Here is a 15,080-nt window from a genome sequence, read left to right on the forward strand (position 1 = left end):
GCTGCGTAGACAGTGTCCACGCAGAGCAACACACCCCGGATCAGTACACGCTCCCCGAGCCGCTGGCCCTCCCGGGACCAGGCTCCCGAACCGCACGGCCGACGCGAGGTTCAGCGCGAGAGGGTCAGCGCGCGGCCGAACCCTCGACGTAGTCCGAGTCGGACGGCTTGATCCACGAGAACATCTTGCGCAGCTCGCGGCCCGTCGCCTCGATCGGGTGCTGCTCGCCCTTGGCGCGCAGCTCCTTGAACTCGGGGGCGCCGGCGTCCTGGTCGGCGATGAACCGCTCCGCGAAGGCGCCGTTCTGGATGTCGGCCAGCACGGCCTTCATGTTCTCCTTGACGCGCGGGTCGATGACCCGCGGGCCGGAGACGTAGTCGCCGTACTCGGCCGTGTCGGACACGGACCAGCGCTGCTTGGCGATGCCGCCCTCGACCATCAGGTCGACGATCAGCTTGAGCTCGTGCAGCACCTCGAAGTATGCGACCTCCGGCTGGTAGCCGGCCTCGGTCAGCGTCTCGAACCCGTACTGGACGAGCTGCGAGGCGCCGCCGCACAGCACCGCCTGCTCACCGAACAGGTCGGTCTCGGTCTCCTCGGTGAACGTCGTCTTGATACCGCCGGCACGCAGGCCGCCGATGCCCTTGGCGTACGAGAGCGCCAGCTCCCAGGCGGTGCCGGACGCGTCCTGCTCCACCGCGACGATCACGGGCACGCCGCGGCCGTCAGCGAACTCGCGACGCACGATGTGACCAGGACCCTTGGGGGCGACCATGAGCACGTCGTGGCCGGCCTCGGGCTTGATGTAGCCGTAGCGGATGTTGAAGCCGTGCCCGAAGACGAGCGCCGCGCCCTCCTTGAGGTTCGGCGCGATGTCCTCGGCGTACAGGTGCCGCTGCACCTGGTCGGGCGCGAGGATGACGACGACGTCGGCCTCCCGGACGGCGTCCGGCACGGTCGCGATCGCGAGGCCCTCGTTCTCGGCCTTCTCGCGGGACGCCGAGCCCTCGCGCAGGCCGACGGTCACCTGCGCACCGGAGTCGCGCAGGTTCAGGGCGTGCGCGTGGCCCTGGCTGCCGTAACCGATCACGGCAACCTTCTTCTGCTGGATGATCGACAGGTCGGCGTCATCGTCGTAGAACAGCTCAGCCACGGTTCTTGCTCCTCAGTGTCATTTCTCGGTGGAGTGGTTCCTGGGATGGAAAGTAGGTCACGCAGTGTCTGTCGCCGCGTGAGACCGGCGTTCCGTTTCGGGCGGGTACCTCGTTCCTCGGTCCCCACCCTCCACTTCACTCTGGTCTCACGCGGACCGGACCGCGCGCTCGAACGCGCGGTCGGTGATGGAACGGGCGCCCCGGCCGATGGCCAGGGTCCCGGACTTGACGATCTCACGGACGCCGTACGGTTCCAGCGCCGCGAGGAGGGAGTCGAGCTTCGCGGCGGGTCCGGTGGCCTCGATGACCACGGACTCCGGCACGACGTCGACGACGCGCGCCCGGAACATCTCGACGACCTCGAGCACCCCGGTACGGGTGGCGGCGTCGGCCCGCACCTTGACGAGCAGCAGCTCGCGGTGCACCGACGACTCGGGTTCGAGCTCGACGATCTTGATCACGTGGATCAGCTTGTTGAGCTGCTTCGTGACCTGTTCCAGGGGGTGCTCCTCGACGTCGACCACCACGGTGATGCGCGAGATCTCCTCGTGCTCCGTCGGGCCGACCGCCAGGGAGTGGATGTTGAACGCGCGCCGGGCGAACAGCCCGGCGACGCGCGTGAGCACGCCGGGCTTGTTCTCCACGAGCACGGACAGGGTGTGCCTCGACATGGGATGCAGTCCTCGCTCAGTCTTCTCGGTCCCACGCCGGCGAGATGCCGCGTGCGTACTGGATGTCGTCGTTGCTCACGCCGGCGGCGACCATGGGCCACACCATCGCGTCACGCGAGACGGTGAAGTCCACGACCACGGGCCGGTCGTCGATCTCGTTGGCCCGCTTGATCGCGGCGTCGACGTCGGAGGCGTGCTCGACGCGGATGCCCTCGCAGCCGTACGCGTCGGCGAGCTTCACGAAGTCCGGCACGCGCATCGTGCCGTGGCCGGTGTGCAGGTCGGTGTTGGAGTAGCGCGACTCGTAGAAGAGCGTCTGCCACTGCCGCACCATGCCCAGCGAGCTGTTGTTGATCACCGCCACCTTGATCGGGATGTCGTTGATCGTGCAGGTGGCGAGCTCCTGGTTGGTCATCTGGAAGCAGCCGTCGCCGTCGATCGCCCAGACCGTCCGGTCCGGCTGCCCGACCTTCGCGCCCATCGCAGCGGGGACGGAGTAGCCCATCGTGCCGAGCCCGCCGGAGTTGATCCAGGTGTTGGGCCGCTCGTAGCTGATGAACTGGGCCGCCCACATCTGGTGCTGCCCCACGCCCGCGACGTAGATGCCGTCGGGGCCGGTCAGCTCGCCGAGACGCTGGATCACGTGCTGCGGCGACAGGTTGCCGTCCTCCGGCTGGCTGTAGCCGCGGGGATAGGTCCGGCGCCACTCCTCGAGCTGGTGCCACCAGCCCTCGACGTCGGGCTTGCCGTGCTCCGCGTGCTCGCGGGCCAGCTCCGGCAGCAGGTCCCCGATGACCTCGCGGAGGTCGCCGACGATCGGGACGTCCGCCTCGCGGTTCTTGCCGATCTCCGCCGGGTCGATGTCCGCGTGGATGATCGCGGCCAGCGGGGCGAAGCTCGAGAGCTTGCCCGTGACACGGTCGTCGAACCGGGCGCCCAGCGCGAAGATCAGGTCCGCCTTCTGCAGCGCCGCCACCGCGGGCACGGTGCCGTGCATACCGGGCATCCCGAGGTGCTGCGGGTGGCTGTCCGGCACCGCGCCGCGGGCCATCAGGGTCGTCACGACGGGCGCCCCGGACAGGTCGACGAGCTGGCGCAGCAGGTCCGCCGCGCCGGACCGGATCACGCCGCCGCCCACGTACAGCACCGGGCGCTTGGCGGTGGCCAGCAGCTTCGCGGCCTCCCGGATCTGCTTCGAGTGCGGCTTCGTCACGGGGTGGTAACCGGGCAGCTGCAGCTCCTGCGGCCACGAGAACGTGGTGCGCGACTGCATCGCCGACTTCGCGATGTCCACGAGCACCGGCCCCGGCCGCCCCGTCGAGGCGATGTGGAACGCCTCGGCGATGGTGCGCGGGATGTCGGCCGGGTCCGTGACCAGGTAGGAGTGCTTGGTGATCGGCATCGTGATACCGACGATGTCCGCCTCCTGGAACGCGTCCGTCCCGATCGCGGCGGAATTGACCTGGCCGGTGATCGCGACGAGCGGGATCGAGTCCATGTGCGCGTCCGCGATCGGCGTCACGAGGTTGGTCGCACCAGGGCCCGACGTCGCCATGGTCACCCCGACCCTGCCGGTCGCGTGGGCGTAGCCCGAGGCCGCGTGCCCGCCGCCCTGCTCGTGCCGCACGAGGATGTGGCGGAGCTTGGCGGAGTCCATCAGCGGGTCGTAGAGGGGCAGGATCGCGCCACCCGGGATGCCGAAGACGGTGTCGACACCGACCTCCTCGAGCGAGCGGACGATGGACTGCGCACCCGTGACTTCCTCCGGACCGACGCGAGGCGTGGCGGCCTCTGGCTCGGCCTTGCCGCTGCCCACGCGGGACCGAAGCTCGGTGCGCACCTGGTCACGCGCCTCGGCGCGCGCAGCGATCTGTGCGGGTGTCGGTGTGCCGGTCATACGGATCTCCTGCCGTCGCGCCCCGTCCCCGAGGCGAAAGCGAGCGTTCGTGACAACAAAAAAACCCCGGGTCCTTGGGAAGCAAGGACTGCCAGGGTGAGCGCGCGGACGATGCCTGTGCTGGGCTTAGGCCGCGCGCTCAGGAAGTACTACAAGAATGATCGTCTGCACGTGACGCACGTTACGCCGAATCTGCGGCGATGTCACCCAGCGGGCCGATGGTCCCACGATCCGAGACGCCGAGGGTGCGGAGCCGCACGATCCCGCGCCTCCTGACCCACAGGCCCGGGTCGGCTACCAGCTCATCGCACCGTGCAGCGACGTCGGCGCCGGGTCGACGCCCAGCCGCTCGCGCAGCACCGTCAGATCGTAGGTCCGCTCCATCGCGAGGTGGCTGATGGCGTACCGCGACAGGCGTGGCTCACGTCCCGTCCAGCGGGACACCCGCTCGCCCGCCCAGGCCAGGGCGTTGGCGAGCCGGACAGGGATGCCGATCACCTGCACGGGCCGGAACCTGGCGAACATCAGCAGCTCGATCGTCTCGTCGAGGTCGACGGGCCGGGCGTCCGCCACGTTGGCCACGAGCGGCCGTCCGGCGGCCGCCTCGGGCTCGACGTCGGCGACCAGCGCCGCGCGGATCGCCAGCACCAGGGTGTCGACGTGCGTGAGGTGCTGACGCACCTTGCCGCCACCGGGCAGCGGCAGCCAGGCGCCGACGGCCGCCGACTCGAGGCGCGGCAGCAGGGTCGTGTCACCGGGTCCGTAGACCGCGTGCGGCCGCAGCACGATCACGGGCCCCCGGTCCCCGCGCGCGGCATCGGCGCTCAGGTACCGCTCCGCGGCCGCCTTCGTCGAGCCGTAGGCGTTGACGTAGCCGTGCGCCGGGGCCTCCGCCTCGGTCGCCGCGACGCTCGGGGTGCGGGGGTCGTACACGCTGCCGGAGGACACGTGCACGAACCGCGCCTCCGGGAACGTCTCGCGCACCGCGCGGGTGCCCTCGACGTTGACCACCCAGGCGCGGGCATGGCTGCCGCCGTCGTGCACCGCGGCACCGCAGTGCACGACGGCGTCGACGTGCTCCGGCCGGTCCTCCTTGGCCAGCGGCCCGTCCCGGAGGTCCCAGACCTGGTGCAGGACCTGATGCGGCGAGCCGACGGGCAGGCGCGGAACCCGGCGCGAGAACGCGATCACCTCGTGACCACGTGCCGCCAGGTCGCGGACCACAGCACCACCAACAAAACCAGACGAACCGGTCACCGCCACCCTCATGCGCGCACTGTACCCGCCAACGGTGAAACCAGATCGACCAGTGCGCGACGATCAGGTTTCCGCGACCGGCCGGCGACCGGCACGTGCGTCGCCTCGACGACCAGGTCGGGGAGCGCGCCATGGTCCAGGACCTGCCCCACCTGGTCGGTGACCGCCCGGGCCAGCTCCGTGCCGGCCCGGACCACGGGAGCCGCGCCCGCGTCCCGGGTGCCGCCCGCGGCCGTCGCTCCCTCGGCCGTCACGACGAGGACCACCCGCTCGTCGCCGTCGGGCACCGGAACACCGACCAGCACGGCGTCGGCGACGCCCGGGAGCTCCCGCAGCCGGGGCTCGAACAGGCCCGGGTAGATGTTCACCGTCCCGCGGATGATCATGTCCCGGTTGCGACCGACGAGCACGATCCGCCCCTCGGCGTCCTGGTAGGCGAGGTCACCGGTGCGGTGCTCGATCGCCCTTGCCCCGCCCGCGTCGAGGTCGGAGAGATACCCGGCCATCAGGGACGGTCCCGTCAGCACGAGCTCACCCACCCCGCGCTCGTCCGGGTCGACGACGTCCTTCGGGTCCACCTGGTCCACCGCTTCCCGCGCCGCCGTGTCGATCCGCACGCCGATGCCACCGAGCGGACGGCCGACGAGATCCCCGGCCGCGGCCGCCGCGATCTTCTCGTCAGCGGAGGTCACCGCCGCCGGCAGGATCTCGGTGGCGCCGTACACGGCGAGCCAGCGCGTACCCGGCAGGACACGACGGCCACGTTCGAGCAGCGCGACCGTGACGGGCGCCGCGCCGACCGCGAGCACGGCCGGACCCGCCGCGCTCGCGGCGGCCCCCGTGTCCTCGGTTCCGTGCCCGGCCTCCAGGACGTCGAGCAGCGCGGTCACGTCGGCGGGCACGAGGAACGAGGAGTCCGCCCCCGCGACCCCGCGCGCGAACGCGTCGGGCGCATCCTTCGGGGCCCGCGCGGGGATCTCCCACGTACCGCCGGCCATGATCGCCGGCAGGCCGAGGAACATCTGGTCCGTATGCGCCCGCTGCCCCGGTTTCAGCTCCCCGACCTGAGCGAACAGGTCGAGCATGCCGCCGAGCGTTCGCACGGTGTGCACGACGGCCTTCGGGTCCGACGTCGTCCCGGAGGTGAAGACGACCAGCGCCTCGCGGTCCACCTCCGCCACCTCCTCCGGAGCCCGGGACGGCCCGGGAACCCCCAGCCGCGCCACCCGGCGCGCGCCCCGCGGCACGCCAGGGAGCCACGGGCCGGTGTACAGGTGCCGCACCGGCAGCCGCCCGTAGTCCGGGAGCAGCAGGCCGCGAGCCCGCGCGATCCCCCGCAACGGACCCGACGACGCCGCGTACAGCAGCGCCTCCGTCGCGGCCCAGCGCGGCCTCGCCGCGGCGATCCGGGCCGCGAACAGCTCCGGCGTCGAACCGGGGTCGACGAACACCACCGCACCGCCGGCACGCAGGACCGCCAGGCACAGGACCACACCCTCCGGGCGGGGCCGGATGCTGAACAGCACGCGGTCGCCGGGCTCCAGGCCCTGCGCTCGCAGCCCGGCCGCCGTCCGCTCCACCCGCTCGGCAAGGCCGCCGAACGTCACCTCCTCGCGCACACGCCCGCCGTCACGGCCGCCGAACCAGCGGAGCGCGACGACGTCGGGCGTGCTCCGCGCGACGCCCAGCAGCTCGTCGACGAGGTGCCTCACGACGCCTCCCGCGTCCACGTCGACGCCGGGACCAGACCCGTGGCGCCGTCCGCACCCCGCAGGCAGAGCTCCAGCGAGCCGTACGCCGGGACCAGCACACCGCGTGCCGCGCGGCGTCGTCCCACCACCGGCACCCGTCCGTCCGCCGCCGCCGCCAGCGCGTCGAGCACCGCGTCGACCTGCGCCATCGCGAGCGGCATGCCCAGGCAGAAGTGCGGGCCCGCCCCGAACCAGAGGTGCCGCACCGCGGGTTCGACCGGCCGGTCCGGATCGAAACCGCCGCCCGCCCGGCAGCAGTTCACGGTGGCGATCACCACGCGGTCCCCCGCCGTGACCGGCACACCGCCCACCGACGTGCCGGCCCGCACCGAACGCAGCATCGCGGGCGTCGGCACGGTGACGCGCAGCCCCTCCTCGACGGCGCGCCTGCGCAGCGCGGCGTCGTCCGCCAGCAGCCGTGCGGTCCACCCCGTGTCGTGCGCGATGGCCACGAGCCGCGGCACGAACGACTGGATGGTCTCCGTCCCCGTGAGCACGAACGCCCCGACGGCTCCCATCGCCTCCCGCTCGGACAGCCCGAGGTCGCGCATCCGCCCGGGAACCGTCGCGGGGTCGCCGGCGCGGTAGGCCGCTCGCGCGGGCGCGGTGAGCCGCTCCAGCACCGTGCGCGCCTGCGTCACCTGCGACCGCGTCAGCCCGTGCCGGTGCAGCCGCACCATCCCGGTGATCGCGCTCGCGGCGGCCATCGACGAGCGCACCGCCTCGTCGGTCGGCGGCAGCCCCACCATCCCGCAGATCACGGCGCCGGCCTGTGCACTGACCGTCTCAGCCAGGTCGACGGTCTCCCCCGCTGCGAGCCGCCGCGTGAGGTCGGGCAGCGCACCCGCACCGCCCGCACCGTCCGCGGCCACGAGCTCGCGGACCGCCCGCGGCGAGAACAGCGGCCCGAGCGCGCGCCGCAGCGCGGCGTGCTCGGCGCCCTCCATGTTGAGCAGCACCGACGGCCCGAGCACCGGCGTCCACAGGTCCGACGGCGCTCCCGGGCCCACCTTCGAGAAGTGGTCGAGGTCGAGCAGCACCTCGCGGGCCACCTCGGCGTCGCTCACCACGACCCCGATGCGCGGCACCCGGACCACCGGCCGGTCCCGCACGGACCGCAGCGCCGGGTACGCGAGCGGATGCGCGGCACGCTGCACCCGCTCCTCCCAGAAGGCCTCGGGCGAGGCCCAACCGTGGCCCTGTGCGGTGACGACCGGTGGACGGCGATCGACGACGGCGGCCGCTACCGGGGAGGGCGTCATCGGATGTCCACCACCTCTGGCCGGTAGCGGTGGTCGGCGTACCAGCCGAGCGTGCGCACCAGCCCCCAGGCGTGCACGCGGCGCGTCGAGGCGCGCACCCACACCGAGCGGTGCTCGGCGTACCGCGTCGTCAGCCGTCGTACCGCGTTGACCAGCGCGCGGTCCTCGTGCAGGTCCTCGATCCGGGTGCGCGGGAACCCGCCAGCCCGCTCGTACAGCGAGGCGGTGATCGCCATGTTGCAGCCGGGCGTCATGACGTACGGACCGAGGTAGCCCTCGTCCTGGTTGCCGGGCCGGATCTTGCCGAACGTGCTCGACGCCCACAGCGCGAACGACAGCACGCCCTGCTGGAACCGGGACACGGGCAGGTCGTCGTCGCGCGGGACGAGCCGGCCGGCGATCAGCTCGTCACCCGAGGCGAACGCCTCCCGCACCGCGCTGGTCCACCCCGGCGGCGGCAGGCAGTCGGCGTCCGTCCGGGCCAGCAGCTCGGCGCCGAGCGCGATCGCCGCGCGCATGCCGGTGTCCGCCGCGGCGCCGGTCCCCTTCTGGTCCTCGGTCACGATCTGCCAGCGCAGCCGTCCCCAGTCGGCTATCGCCTTGCGCACGACGTCGGGTGTGCCGTCGGTGGACCCGTTGTCCACGACCACCAGGTCGAAGTCGTCGTCCTCCTGCGCGTGCAGCGCCTCGAGCGTGCGCAGGATCCCGTGCTCGTGCGCCTCGTTCAGCGCGGGCACGACGACGGCGAGCCGCGGGCGTCCTGCTGCTTCACCCGCGCCCTCGCTCCGCTCCGGGGTCACCACCGGACCACCATCGCTCCCATGCTGATCCCGCCGGCAAGGCCGAGCAGCAGCACGACGTCGCCGCGCCGCAGGCGGCCGGACTCCAGCGCCGTGGCGAGCTGCAGCGGCAGCGTCGCCGAGGCGATGTTGCCGTGGTCGGCGACCGTGAGGATCGTGCGGTCGGCCGGTACGCCGAGCGCGCGGTGCACGTCCGCGAGGTAGCCAACGGCCACCTGGTGCACCGCGATGAGCGCGACGTCGTCGATGGTCACGCCCGCGGCGGCCAGCGCCTGCTCGACGGGACCCGGACCGAAGGCGACGAAGGCCTCCCGCAGCCGTGAGCCGTCGATCTCGAAGTAGCTGCGCTCGGGGTCGCGCGGGTTCACGGTGCCGCCGCCCGGGAGCATGCCGACGTCCCAGTGCTGCGACTCGGCCGCGAACACCGAGGCCAGGATTCCCGACGGCCTGTCAGCGGGCTCGACGAGCCCGGCGAGCTCGGCCGCCAGGTCGTCCTCGAAACCGTCCTCGAGATCGGTCTGGTGTCCGTGCGCGGCGGCCCCTGCTCCGAGGGCGGGCAGGCTCCCGGCCCCGGTCGCCTCGACGAGCACCGCGGCCCCGGCGTCGGACATCGTGTAGCCGGCCGCGGACATCGCGTACGTGCTGCGGTCGGGCACGTCCCAGCGCACCCCGCGCGTCGGCATCTCGCCGCATGCGACGAGCACGCGGCGGTACCGGCCGGTGCCGATGAGCGCCTCGGCCACCTCCATGCCGTTGAGCACCGAGTTGCAGGCGTTCTTGACGTCCATCACCGGGGCGCGCATGCCGAGCTTCGCGGCCACGATATGGCTGGTCGCCGGCTCGATCATGTCCTGCGTGGCGGACGCGAAGATCAGGAGGTCGACGTCGTCCGCCCGCAGGCCCGCGCGGGTAAGGACCGTGCGGGAGGCGGCGACGGCGAGGTCGGAGGCCTGCTGGTCGTCGTCGGCCACATGGATGCGGCGCACACCGGTCAGGCGCGAGACCATCGGGATGCGCGGCGCGACCTTCGGGTTCCTGCGGTGCAGCTCGCGCTCGGCCTCTGCCACGTCGCGCGTGCGCTCGGGCAGGTGCACGGCGACGTCGGTGATGCGGGCGACGGGGCGCGGGGACGGTCGGGGCGACACCGCGGGCTCAGCAGGTCGATCAGGTGCCGGGTTCAGCACGGCGGCCGGTTCGGGAAGCACCCGCGACAGAGTAGGGCACGCCTATAACGCGCTGGTGACGATCGACGCGGCCGCCGCCGTGCTGCGTCGCGTTCAGCAGGCCCAGGGGTACCAGAACTCACCCGCGAGTGGTCGCCTGGCGCCTGCTGAACCGGAGTCAAGCACGCTGGCCTGGCCGTAGGGTGACGGCCGTGACCCACGTCCTTCCCACCACTCGGCACGAGCTGGGCCTCCTCTACCGCGCCCGGCCCGCGATGGCCGGGCTGCTCCTGGCCGGCACGGCCGCCCAGGGGTCGCCCCTCGGCGGCTCACCAGTTCGTAGGGTGCCCGGCATCGGGTGGGTCACGGCGGACCCGGTGGTGGCGCGAACGGTCCTCCGCGACCACCGTTCGTTCACGATCCTCGGTGAGGGCGGCGTCGGGAACCTGTGGGCCCAGATCCTCGGTGACTGGGTGCTCGACCTGTTCGACGGCGCCGGGCACCACGACCTGCGTACCCGCACGCGCGAGCTGTTCACGGAGGCCGTCTCGCGTGATCTCGTGAGCGCCGCCTGGGACGACCGGGTCGCCGTCGCGGGCGAGGTGCTGCGCTCGGGCGGCACGCTCGACGTCGCGCACCTCTCCCGGGTCCTGGTGGGCCGCATGGTCATCTGCCTGCTCGGCATCCCCCGACCCGCCGGGCACGGCGGGTCCTGGCCCGACGACGAGGGTGCACTGCGGATCTTCGAGACCGGCGAGCGGCTGGCCTCCGTGGCCCTCGGCACCGCTGGGTCGACGATCCTGACGCCCGACCAGGTGGCTACCGCCCAGGGCATCGTCGCGGAGCTGAACGCGGGGATCCCCGACGGCTGGCGGAACGCACCGCCGGACACCCTGCTCGGCCGCTGCCGGGAGCTCGGCCTCGGGCTGACCGAGACGTCCGGCCTGGCGTCACTCCTCATGGTCGCCGGCACCGAGACCGCCGCGAGCGCCATGGGCCGGATCACGGCCCTGCTGATCGACACGGGTGAGCAGCACCGGATGCTCGCGGCGATCCGCGCGGCGGCCGAGCCGGGTGCGGTGGCCCCGGCGCCCGGCCGGGACGGGAGCGACGAGCGTGCGGCCGGGCTGCTGAATCCCGGGGAGGCCGACCCGGTCGAGAACGTGGTGCGCGAAGGGCTGCGGGTGACGAGCCCGGCGTCGGTGATCGGCAGAGGGGTTGCGGCCGACGTCGAGGTGGGCGGCGCGCGGCTGCGGGCCGGCGAGCGGATCATGCTGCTGGTCTGGTCCGCGAACGCCGCCGCTGGGCCGTTCCGCGCGGACCGCCCGTACGTGCGCGAGTCTCGCCAGCTCTGGTTCGGCGCCGGGCGGCACCTGTGCCTCGGCGCTGCGCTGGCCCGGGCCGAGATCGGCACCCTGCTGCGGATGCTGTGGTCGGAGGACCGGCCGCTGCGCGTCGTCCGCCGTCGAGCGGCCAGGGGCGTGCTGATCCCCGCCTGGTCGGAGCTGCTCGTCACCCGTTCCTGACCGGGCTCTCTCACGGGCAGCGGGGTCAGCGGCGGGTGGCGCGGTAGATCTCGCGGACCACGTCCTCGATGTCGGGCTCGGCGATCGACAGGTCCAGCACCTCCGCCCGCTCGGAGACCGCGGCGAGCACGCGCGCCGCCGTCGTGCGCTGCGGGTCGAAGGCGAGGCGCTGCCGCAGGCCGCCCGACTCGCTGCGGACGTGCTCGGCGCCCGCCAGGTCCACCAGGTCACCCGTCGGGGTGGCGAGGTCGACGACGAGCTCGCGCCGCGCTCCGACGGTCCGGGCCAGCCCGTCGAGGGTGCCGTCGAACGCGAGCCTGCCGTGGTCCACGACGAGGATCCGGTCGCAGAGCCGTTCGACGTCGCCCATGTCGTGCGTGGTGAGCAGCAGCGTCGTGCCGTGCTCGCGCCGCTGCGCCACGAGGAACTCCCGCAGGCGCTGCTTGGACAGCACGTCCAGACCGATGGTCGGCTCGTCGAGGATCAGCAGGTCGGGACGGTGCAGCAGCGCGGCGGCGACCTCGGCCCGCATGCGCTGGCCCAGCGAGAGCTGGCGCACCGGGGTGCTCAGGAACTCCCCCATCTCGAGCATGTCGACCAGCTCGGCGGTCCTGGTGCGTTCGTCGGCCGCGGACAGTGAGTGGATGGCCGCGAGAATGGAGAACGACTCCTCCACCGGCAGGTCCCACCAGAGCTGGGACCGCTGCCCGAAGACCACGCCGATCCGGCGGGCCAGCGCGCGGCGCTGCTTCAGGGGGTGCAGCCCGGCCGTGGTCACCGTGCCGCTCGTGGGCACCAGGATGCCGACGAGCATCTTGATCGTCGTCGACTTCCCGGCGCCGTTGGCCCCGATGTAGCCGACCGCCTCGCCTGCCTCGACGGTCAGGTCGAGGTCGGCCACCGCGACGTGCCTGCTGCGGCGGAACGCGTTCTTCCGGTCGGGCCGCCCCGTGAACACCCGGGTCAGGCCGTCGGTCTCGATGATGTTCATCCACCAGCTCCTCGGTAGTGACGAAGGCCCCAGCGCCAGCACAGCCCCGCGACGGCGACCGCCCAGAGGGCGGCGACCGGCGCGAGCCAGCCGAGCCAGGTCGGCAGCCCGACGGGACTCGGCAGGCCGAGCAGCGTGGCAACGGGCAGGTAGGCCGCGAAGGCCACCGGAAAGATGCCGCCGAAGACGACCAGCAGGGCGCGCGGCCACACGCCGGCCGGCTGCGAGGCCGCGTACCGGCCGCCGTAGACGAACGCGTTGGTCATCTCGGAGCCGTTGATCAGGAAGAACTGCAGGCCGGCGGCGGTGACGAACTGCGCGGTGAAGATGACGAACCCGGAGACCAGGGCGAGCACCAGCAGGCCGACGGCGCCCGCACTCCAGTCGATGTCGTTGAGCACCAGCCCGACGGTCAGGGCCGTCGCACCCACCAGGCACCGCCCGATCCGGCGCAGGCTGAGGTCGCTGGTCATGAGCTGCGCCAGCAGCGGCTGCGGCCGCAGGAAGAACACGTCGAGCGTGCCGGCGCGCACGTAGACCGGCAGGCTGTCGCAGTGTCCCGCGACCAGGTTGGCCAGGGAGAACGCGACGTCGGCCAGGCCGAACACGAGCATGATCTGGGCGAGCGTGAACCCGCCGATCTCGTCCGTCGCCGAGTACAGCACCCAGATCTCGGTGAACTCGATGAGCCCGATGAGCACCGCCCCGACCAGGTCCAGCCGGAAGCTGGCCCGATGGCTCGCCTGCGAGCGCGCACGGCTCGCGAGGACCATCCGGTAGGCGCGGAGCACCCGCACCCTGCGCCGCGTCTCCGGCTCAGCCAGTGCTCTCCGGTGGCCGAGCCTGCGATTCCGCTGCGGGCGAGTGCCTCGTTCCTCGGCCCGCACCCTGCGCTGCATCTCCGGCTCAGCCACCCTGCACCTCCAGCCTTCGGCGCCCGGCCCGCGTGGTCAGGTGCCCGACGACGAGCACCACCGCCAGCCACACGAGCTGCACCCCGAGGTGCTGCCACACCGCCGAACCGGTGACCTGCCCGGAGAGCACGTCGATGGGGAACTGCATCATCGCGGGAAACGGCGTGAGCAGCGCGAGGGTCAGCAGCCAGTCCGGGAACAGGTAGATCGGCGTGAACAGGCCGGCGAAGAATCCCGAGACGGCCATGTAGAGCACGCTGACGCCGCGGGTCTCCACCAGCCAGAACCCAGAGGTGGCCACCGCGTAGACGGTGGCGTGCGAGACCGCGATGCCGATCAGCAGGCTGGTCAGCCCCAGCGCGTACGCGGCAGCGTCGGGCGGCAGGGCCATGCCGGAGACGAGCACCCCGATGACGACGCTCGGCAGCCCACGTGGCAGCAGGGCGAACAGCCCCTTGCCGATGTCCGTCAGCACGTTGGCCGCCTGCACGCTCACGGGCCGCAGGAAGTCGACGGCGACGTCACCCGACTTGATCCGGGTCTGGAGGTCGCTGCCGCCCCAGAAGTTCACCGAGCCGAGCATGCCCTGGCCCAGCCAGACGAAGGCCGCCATGGTCGCCGCGGAGTAGCCGGCGAGCTCACCGCCCGAGCTCTCGACCGCCGCGCCCATGATCCCGCCCTTGAGCAGCCCGAAGGTCGCGTTGGCCACCAGGCCCGCCAGCGTGGCCAGCGGGTAGGCGGACTGCCCGCGGAATCCCGCTACCAGGAACCGCCAGTAGGGGTTCCTGGCGGGGGAAGGGAGCGGGCGCACAAGCGCGAGACCTTACCTGCCCGACGGCAGGATCTCACTCTCTTTTAGAACTTGTTCTGCCAGGTCGATACGCAGGCCTCGTTGCCCTCGACGTCGGCGACCACCCACCACGCCGGGGCGAACTCGTCGGTGACCAGCCGGCCGCCCGCCGCGAGCGCCGCGGCGACCCGCTGCTCGGCCTCGTCGTGGGGCACCCATACGTCCACGTGGATGCGGTTGCGCTGCTCCCGCCGCTCGTCGGACCGCTGGAACCAGACTGCCGGCAGCCGCCCGTCCGGGTCGCTCAGCCGCGCTGCGGCCGCGTCGTCGGCGTGGTCCGGGTGGGCGTCGTGGCCCAGCAGCGCCTGCCAGAACGCCTGTACCCGAGGGCCTGCCGTCGCATCGATGCAGAGGACGACGTCACTGACCCGGGCGGGGTCCGCCGCGACGTCCAGCTCGCGGGCTGCCATCGAGATCTCCCGGGCGAGCGCGACGTCCCGCGCGGACAGGCCGCCGACGTCGTGCGACCAGGTCCGCACGGTGACCGACCCGTAGCGCAGGTCGACGTCCGGATGATGGTTCGCGGCGTCCGCGAGGGCGCCGATGCGGGTGACCAGCCGCACTCCCCGGGTGAAGGAGCCGGTGGCGAAGCGCGCGAGGGCGGACCGTCTCAGCACACGCCAGTCGCCCGTGCCCTCGGCCGCGGTGAACTCGGCGGCGGTGATCGCGTCGGTCATGGGTCACTCCTGGGGTGGATGTCGTCCGGGCCCCCACCATGGCACGAGTCACCGACACTCGAACGTCGTCGTCCACAGCGGGCGCACCAGGCCCGCGCGCCCAGGCCCGGGCGAGCCGGGCCCGGGCGCGGCCCCCCCGGTGGCGCCCCCCCCCCCCGCCGCGGCGC

General features: G+C 72.8%; 13 protein-coding genes. 1 reads left to right on the forward strand and 12 read right to left on the reverse strand.

Annotated elements, in window-relative coordinates:
• Positions 1-124: 124 nt before the first annotated feature.
• The 8 genes from ilvC to ACFWE2_RS18650 form a co-directional block, all read right to left on the reverse strand.
• Positions 125-1,153: a ketol-acid reductoisomerase gene (ilvC, locus tag ACFWE2_RS18615; protein WP_377225707.1), complete on the reverse strand. Its 1,029-nt coding sequence runs from the start codon at positions 1,151-1,153 to the stop codon at positions 125-127.
• Positions 1,154-1,300: 147 nt separating this feature from the next.
• A complete protein-coding gene (gene ilvN / locus ACFWE2_RS18620) occupies positions 1,301-1,825 on the reverse strand; it encodes an acetolactate synthase small subunit (protein WP_116676587.1) in 525 nt (174 codons plus the stop codon).
• A 16-nt stretch (positions 1,826-1,841) separates the two neighbouring features.
• Positions 1,842-3,722 carry an acetolactate synthase large subunit gene (locus ACFWE2_RS18625; protein ID WP_377225708.1) on the reverse strand — a complete coding sequence of 627 codons (1,881 nt, stop codon included), beginning with the start codon at positions 3,720-3,722 and terminating at the stop codon, positions 1,842-1,844.
• A 294-nt stretch (positions 3,723-4,016) separates the two neighbouring features.
• On the reverse strand, positions 4,017-4,991 hold the full coding sequence (locus ACFWE2_RS18630; RefSeq protein ID WP_377225709.1) for an NAD-dependent epimerase/dehydratase family protein: 975 nt from the start codon (positions 4,989-4,991) through the stop codon (positions 4,017-4,019).
• A complete protein-coding gene (locus tag ACFWE2_RS18635; RefSeq protein ID WP_377225710.1) occupies positions 4,988-6,691 on the reverse strand; it encodes an AMP-binding protein in 1,704 nt (567 codons plus the stop codon). Before ACFWE2_RS18635 ends, ACFWE2_RS18630 begins: the two co-directional genes overlap by 4 nt.
• The gene (locus ACFWE2_RS18640; protein WP_377225711.1) at positions 6,688-7,992 is read right to left on the reverse strand and encodes a cytochrome P450; all 1,305 of its coding nucleotides are present in this window, start codon (positions 7,990-7,992) and stop codon (positions 6,688-6,690) included. The genes ACFWE2_RS18635 and ACFWE2_RS18640 overlap by 4 nt, the downstream gene beginning before the upstream one ends.
• Positions 7,989-8,795: a glycosyltransferase gene (locus ACFWE2_RS18645; protein WP_377225712.1), complete on the reverse strand. Its 807-nt coding sequence runs from the start codon at positions 8,793-8,795 to the stop codon at positions 7,989-7,991. The genes ACFWE2_RS18640 and ACFWE2_RS18645 overlap by 4 nt, the downstream gene beginning before the upstream one ends.
• Entirely contained in the window at positions 8,789-9,997 is a 1,209-nt protein-coding gene (locus ACFWE2_RS18650; protein ID WP_377225713.1) for a 3-oxoacyl-ACP synthase III family protein, read from the reverse strand. Before ACFWE2_RS18650 ends, ACFWE2_RS18645 begins: the two co-directional genes overlap by 7 nt.
• 170 nt (positions 9,998-10,167) lie before the next feature.
• Between ACFWE2_RS18650 and ACFWE2_RS18655 the strand changes: the two genes are divergently transcribed.
• Positions 10,168-11,481 carry a cytochrome P450 gene (locus tag ACFWE2_RS18655; protein ID WP_377225714.1) on the forward strand — a complete coding sequence of 438 codons (1,314 nt, stop codon included), beginning with the start codon at positions 10,168-10,170 and terminating at the stop codon, positions 11,479-11,481.
• A gap of 25 nt (positions 11,482-11,506) precedes the next feature.
• Here ACFWE2_RS18655 and ACFWE2_RS18660 read toward each other — a convergent pair whose 3' ends face one another.
• Genes ACFWE2_RS18660 through ACFWE2_RS18675 form a run of 4 tightly spaced genes read right to left on the reverse strand, consistent with a single transcriptional unit; the run spans position 11,507 to position 14,913 of the window.
• Positions 11,507-12,472, reverse strand: a complete 966-nt coding sequence (locus tag ACFWE2_RS18660) for an ATP-binding cassette domain-containing protein (protein ID WP_377225715.1) — start codon at positions 12,470-12,472, stop codon at positions 11,507-11,509.
• Positions 12,469-13,386, reverse strand: coding sequence for an ABC transporter permease (locus ACFWE2_RS18665; RefSeq protein ID WP_377225716.1), 918 nt, complete (start codon positions 13,384-13,386; stop codon positions 12,469-12,471). The genes ACFWE2_RS18660 and ACFWE2_RS18665 overlap by 4 nt, the downstream gene beginning before the upstream one ends.
• Positions 13,379-14,197 (reverse strand): ABC transporter permease, encoded by an 819-nt coding sequence (locus tag ACFWE2_RS18670; protein ID WP_377225717.1) that lies wholly within the window; start codon positions 14,195-14,197, stop codon positions 13,379-13,381. Before ACFWE2_RS18670 ends, ACFWE2_RS18665 begins: the two co-directional genes overlap by 8 nt.
• A 44-nt stretch (positions 14,198-14,241) precedes the next feature.
• Complete coding sequence (locus tag ACFWE2_RS18675; protein ID WP_377225718.1) at positions 14,242-14,913, reverse strand: VOC family protein; 672 nt, start codon at positions 14,911-14,913, stop codon at positions 14,242-14,244.
• Positions 14,914-15,080: the final 167 nt, after the last annotated feature.

The sequence above is a fragment of the Promicromonospora sp. NPDC060271 genome (assembly GCF_042726755.1).
GTDB lineage: Bacteria > Actinomycetota > Actinomycetes > Actinomycetales > Cellulomonadaceae > Promicromonospora.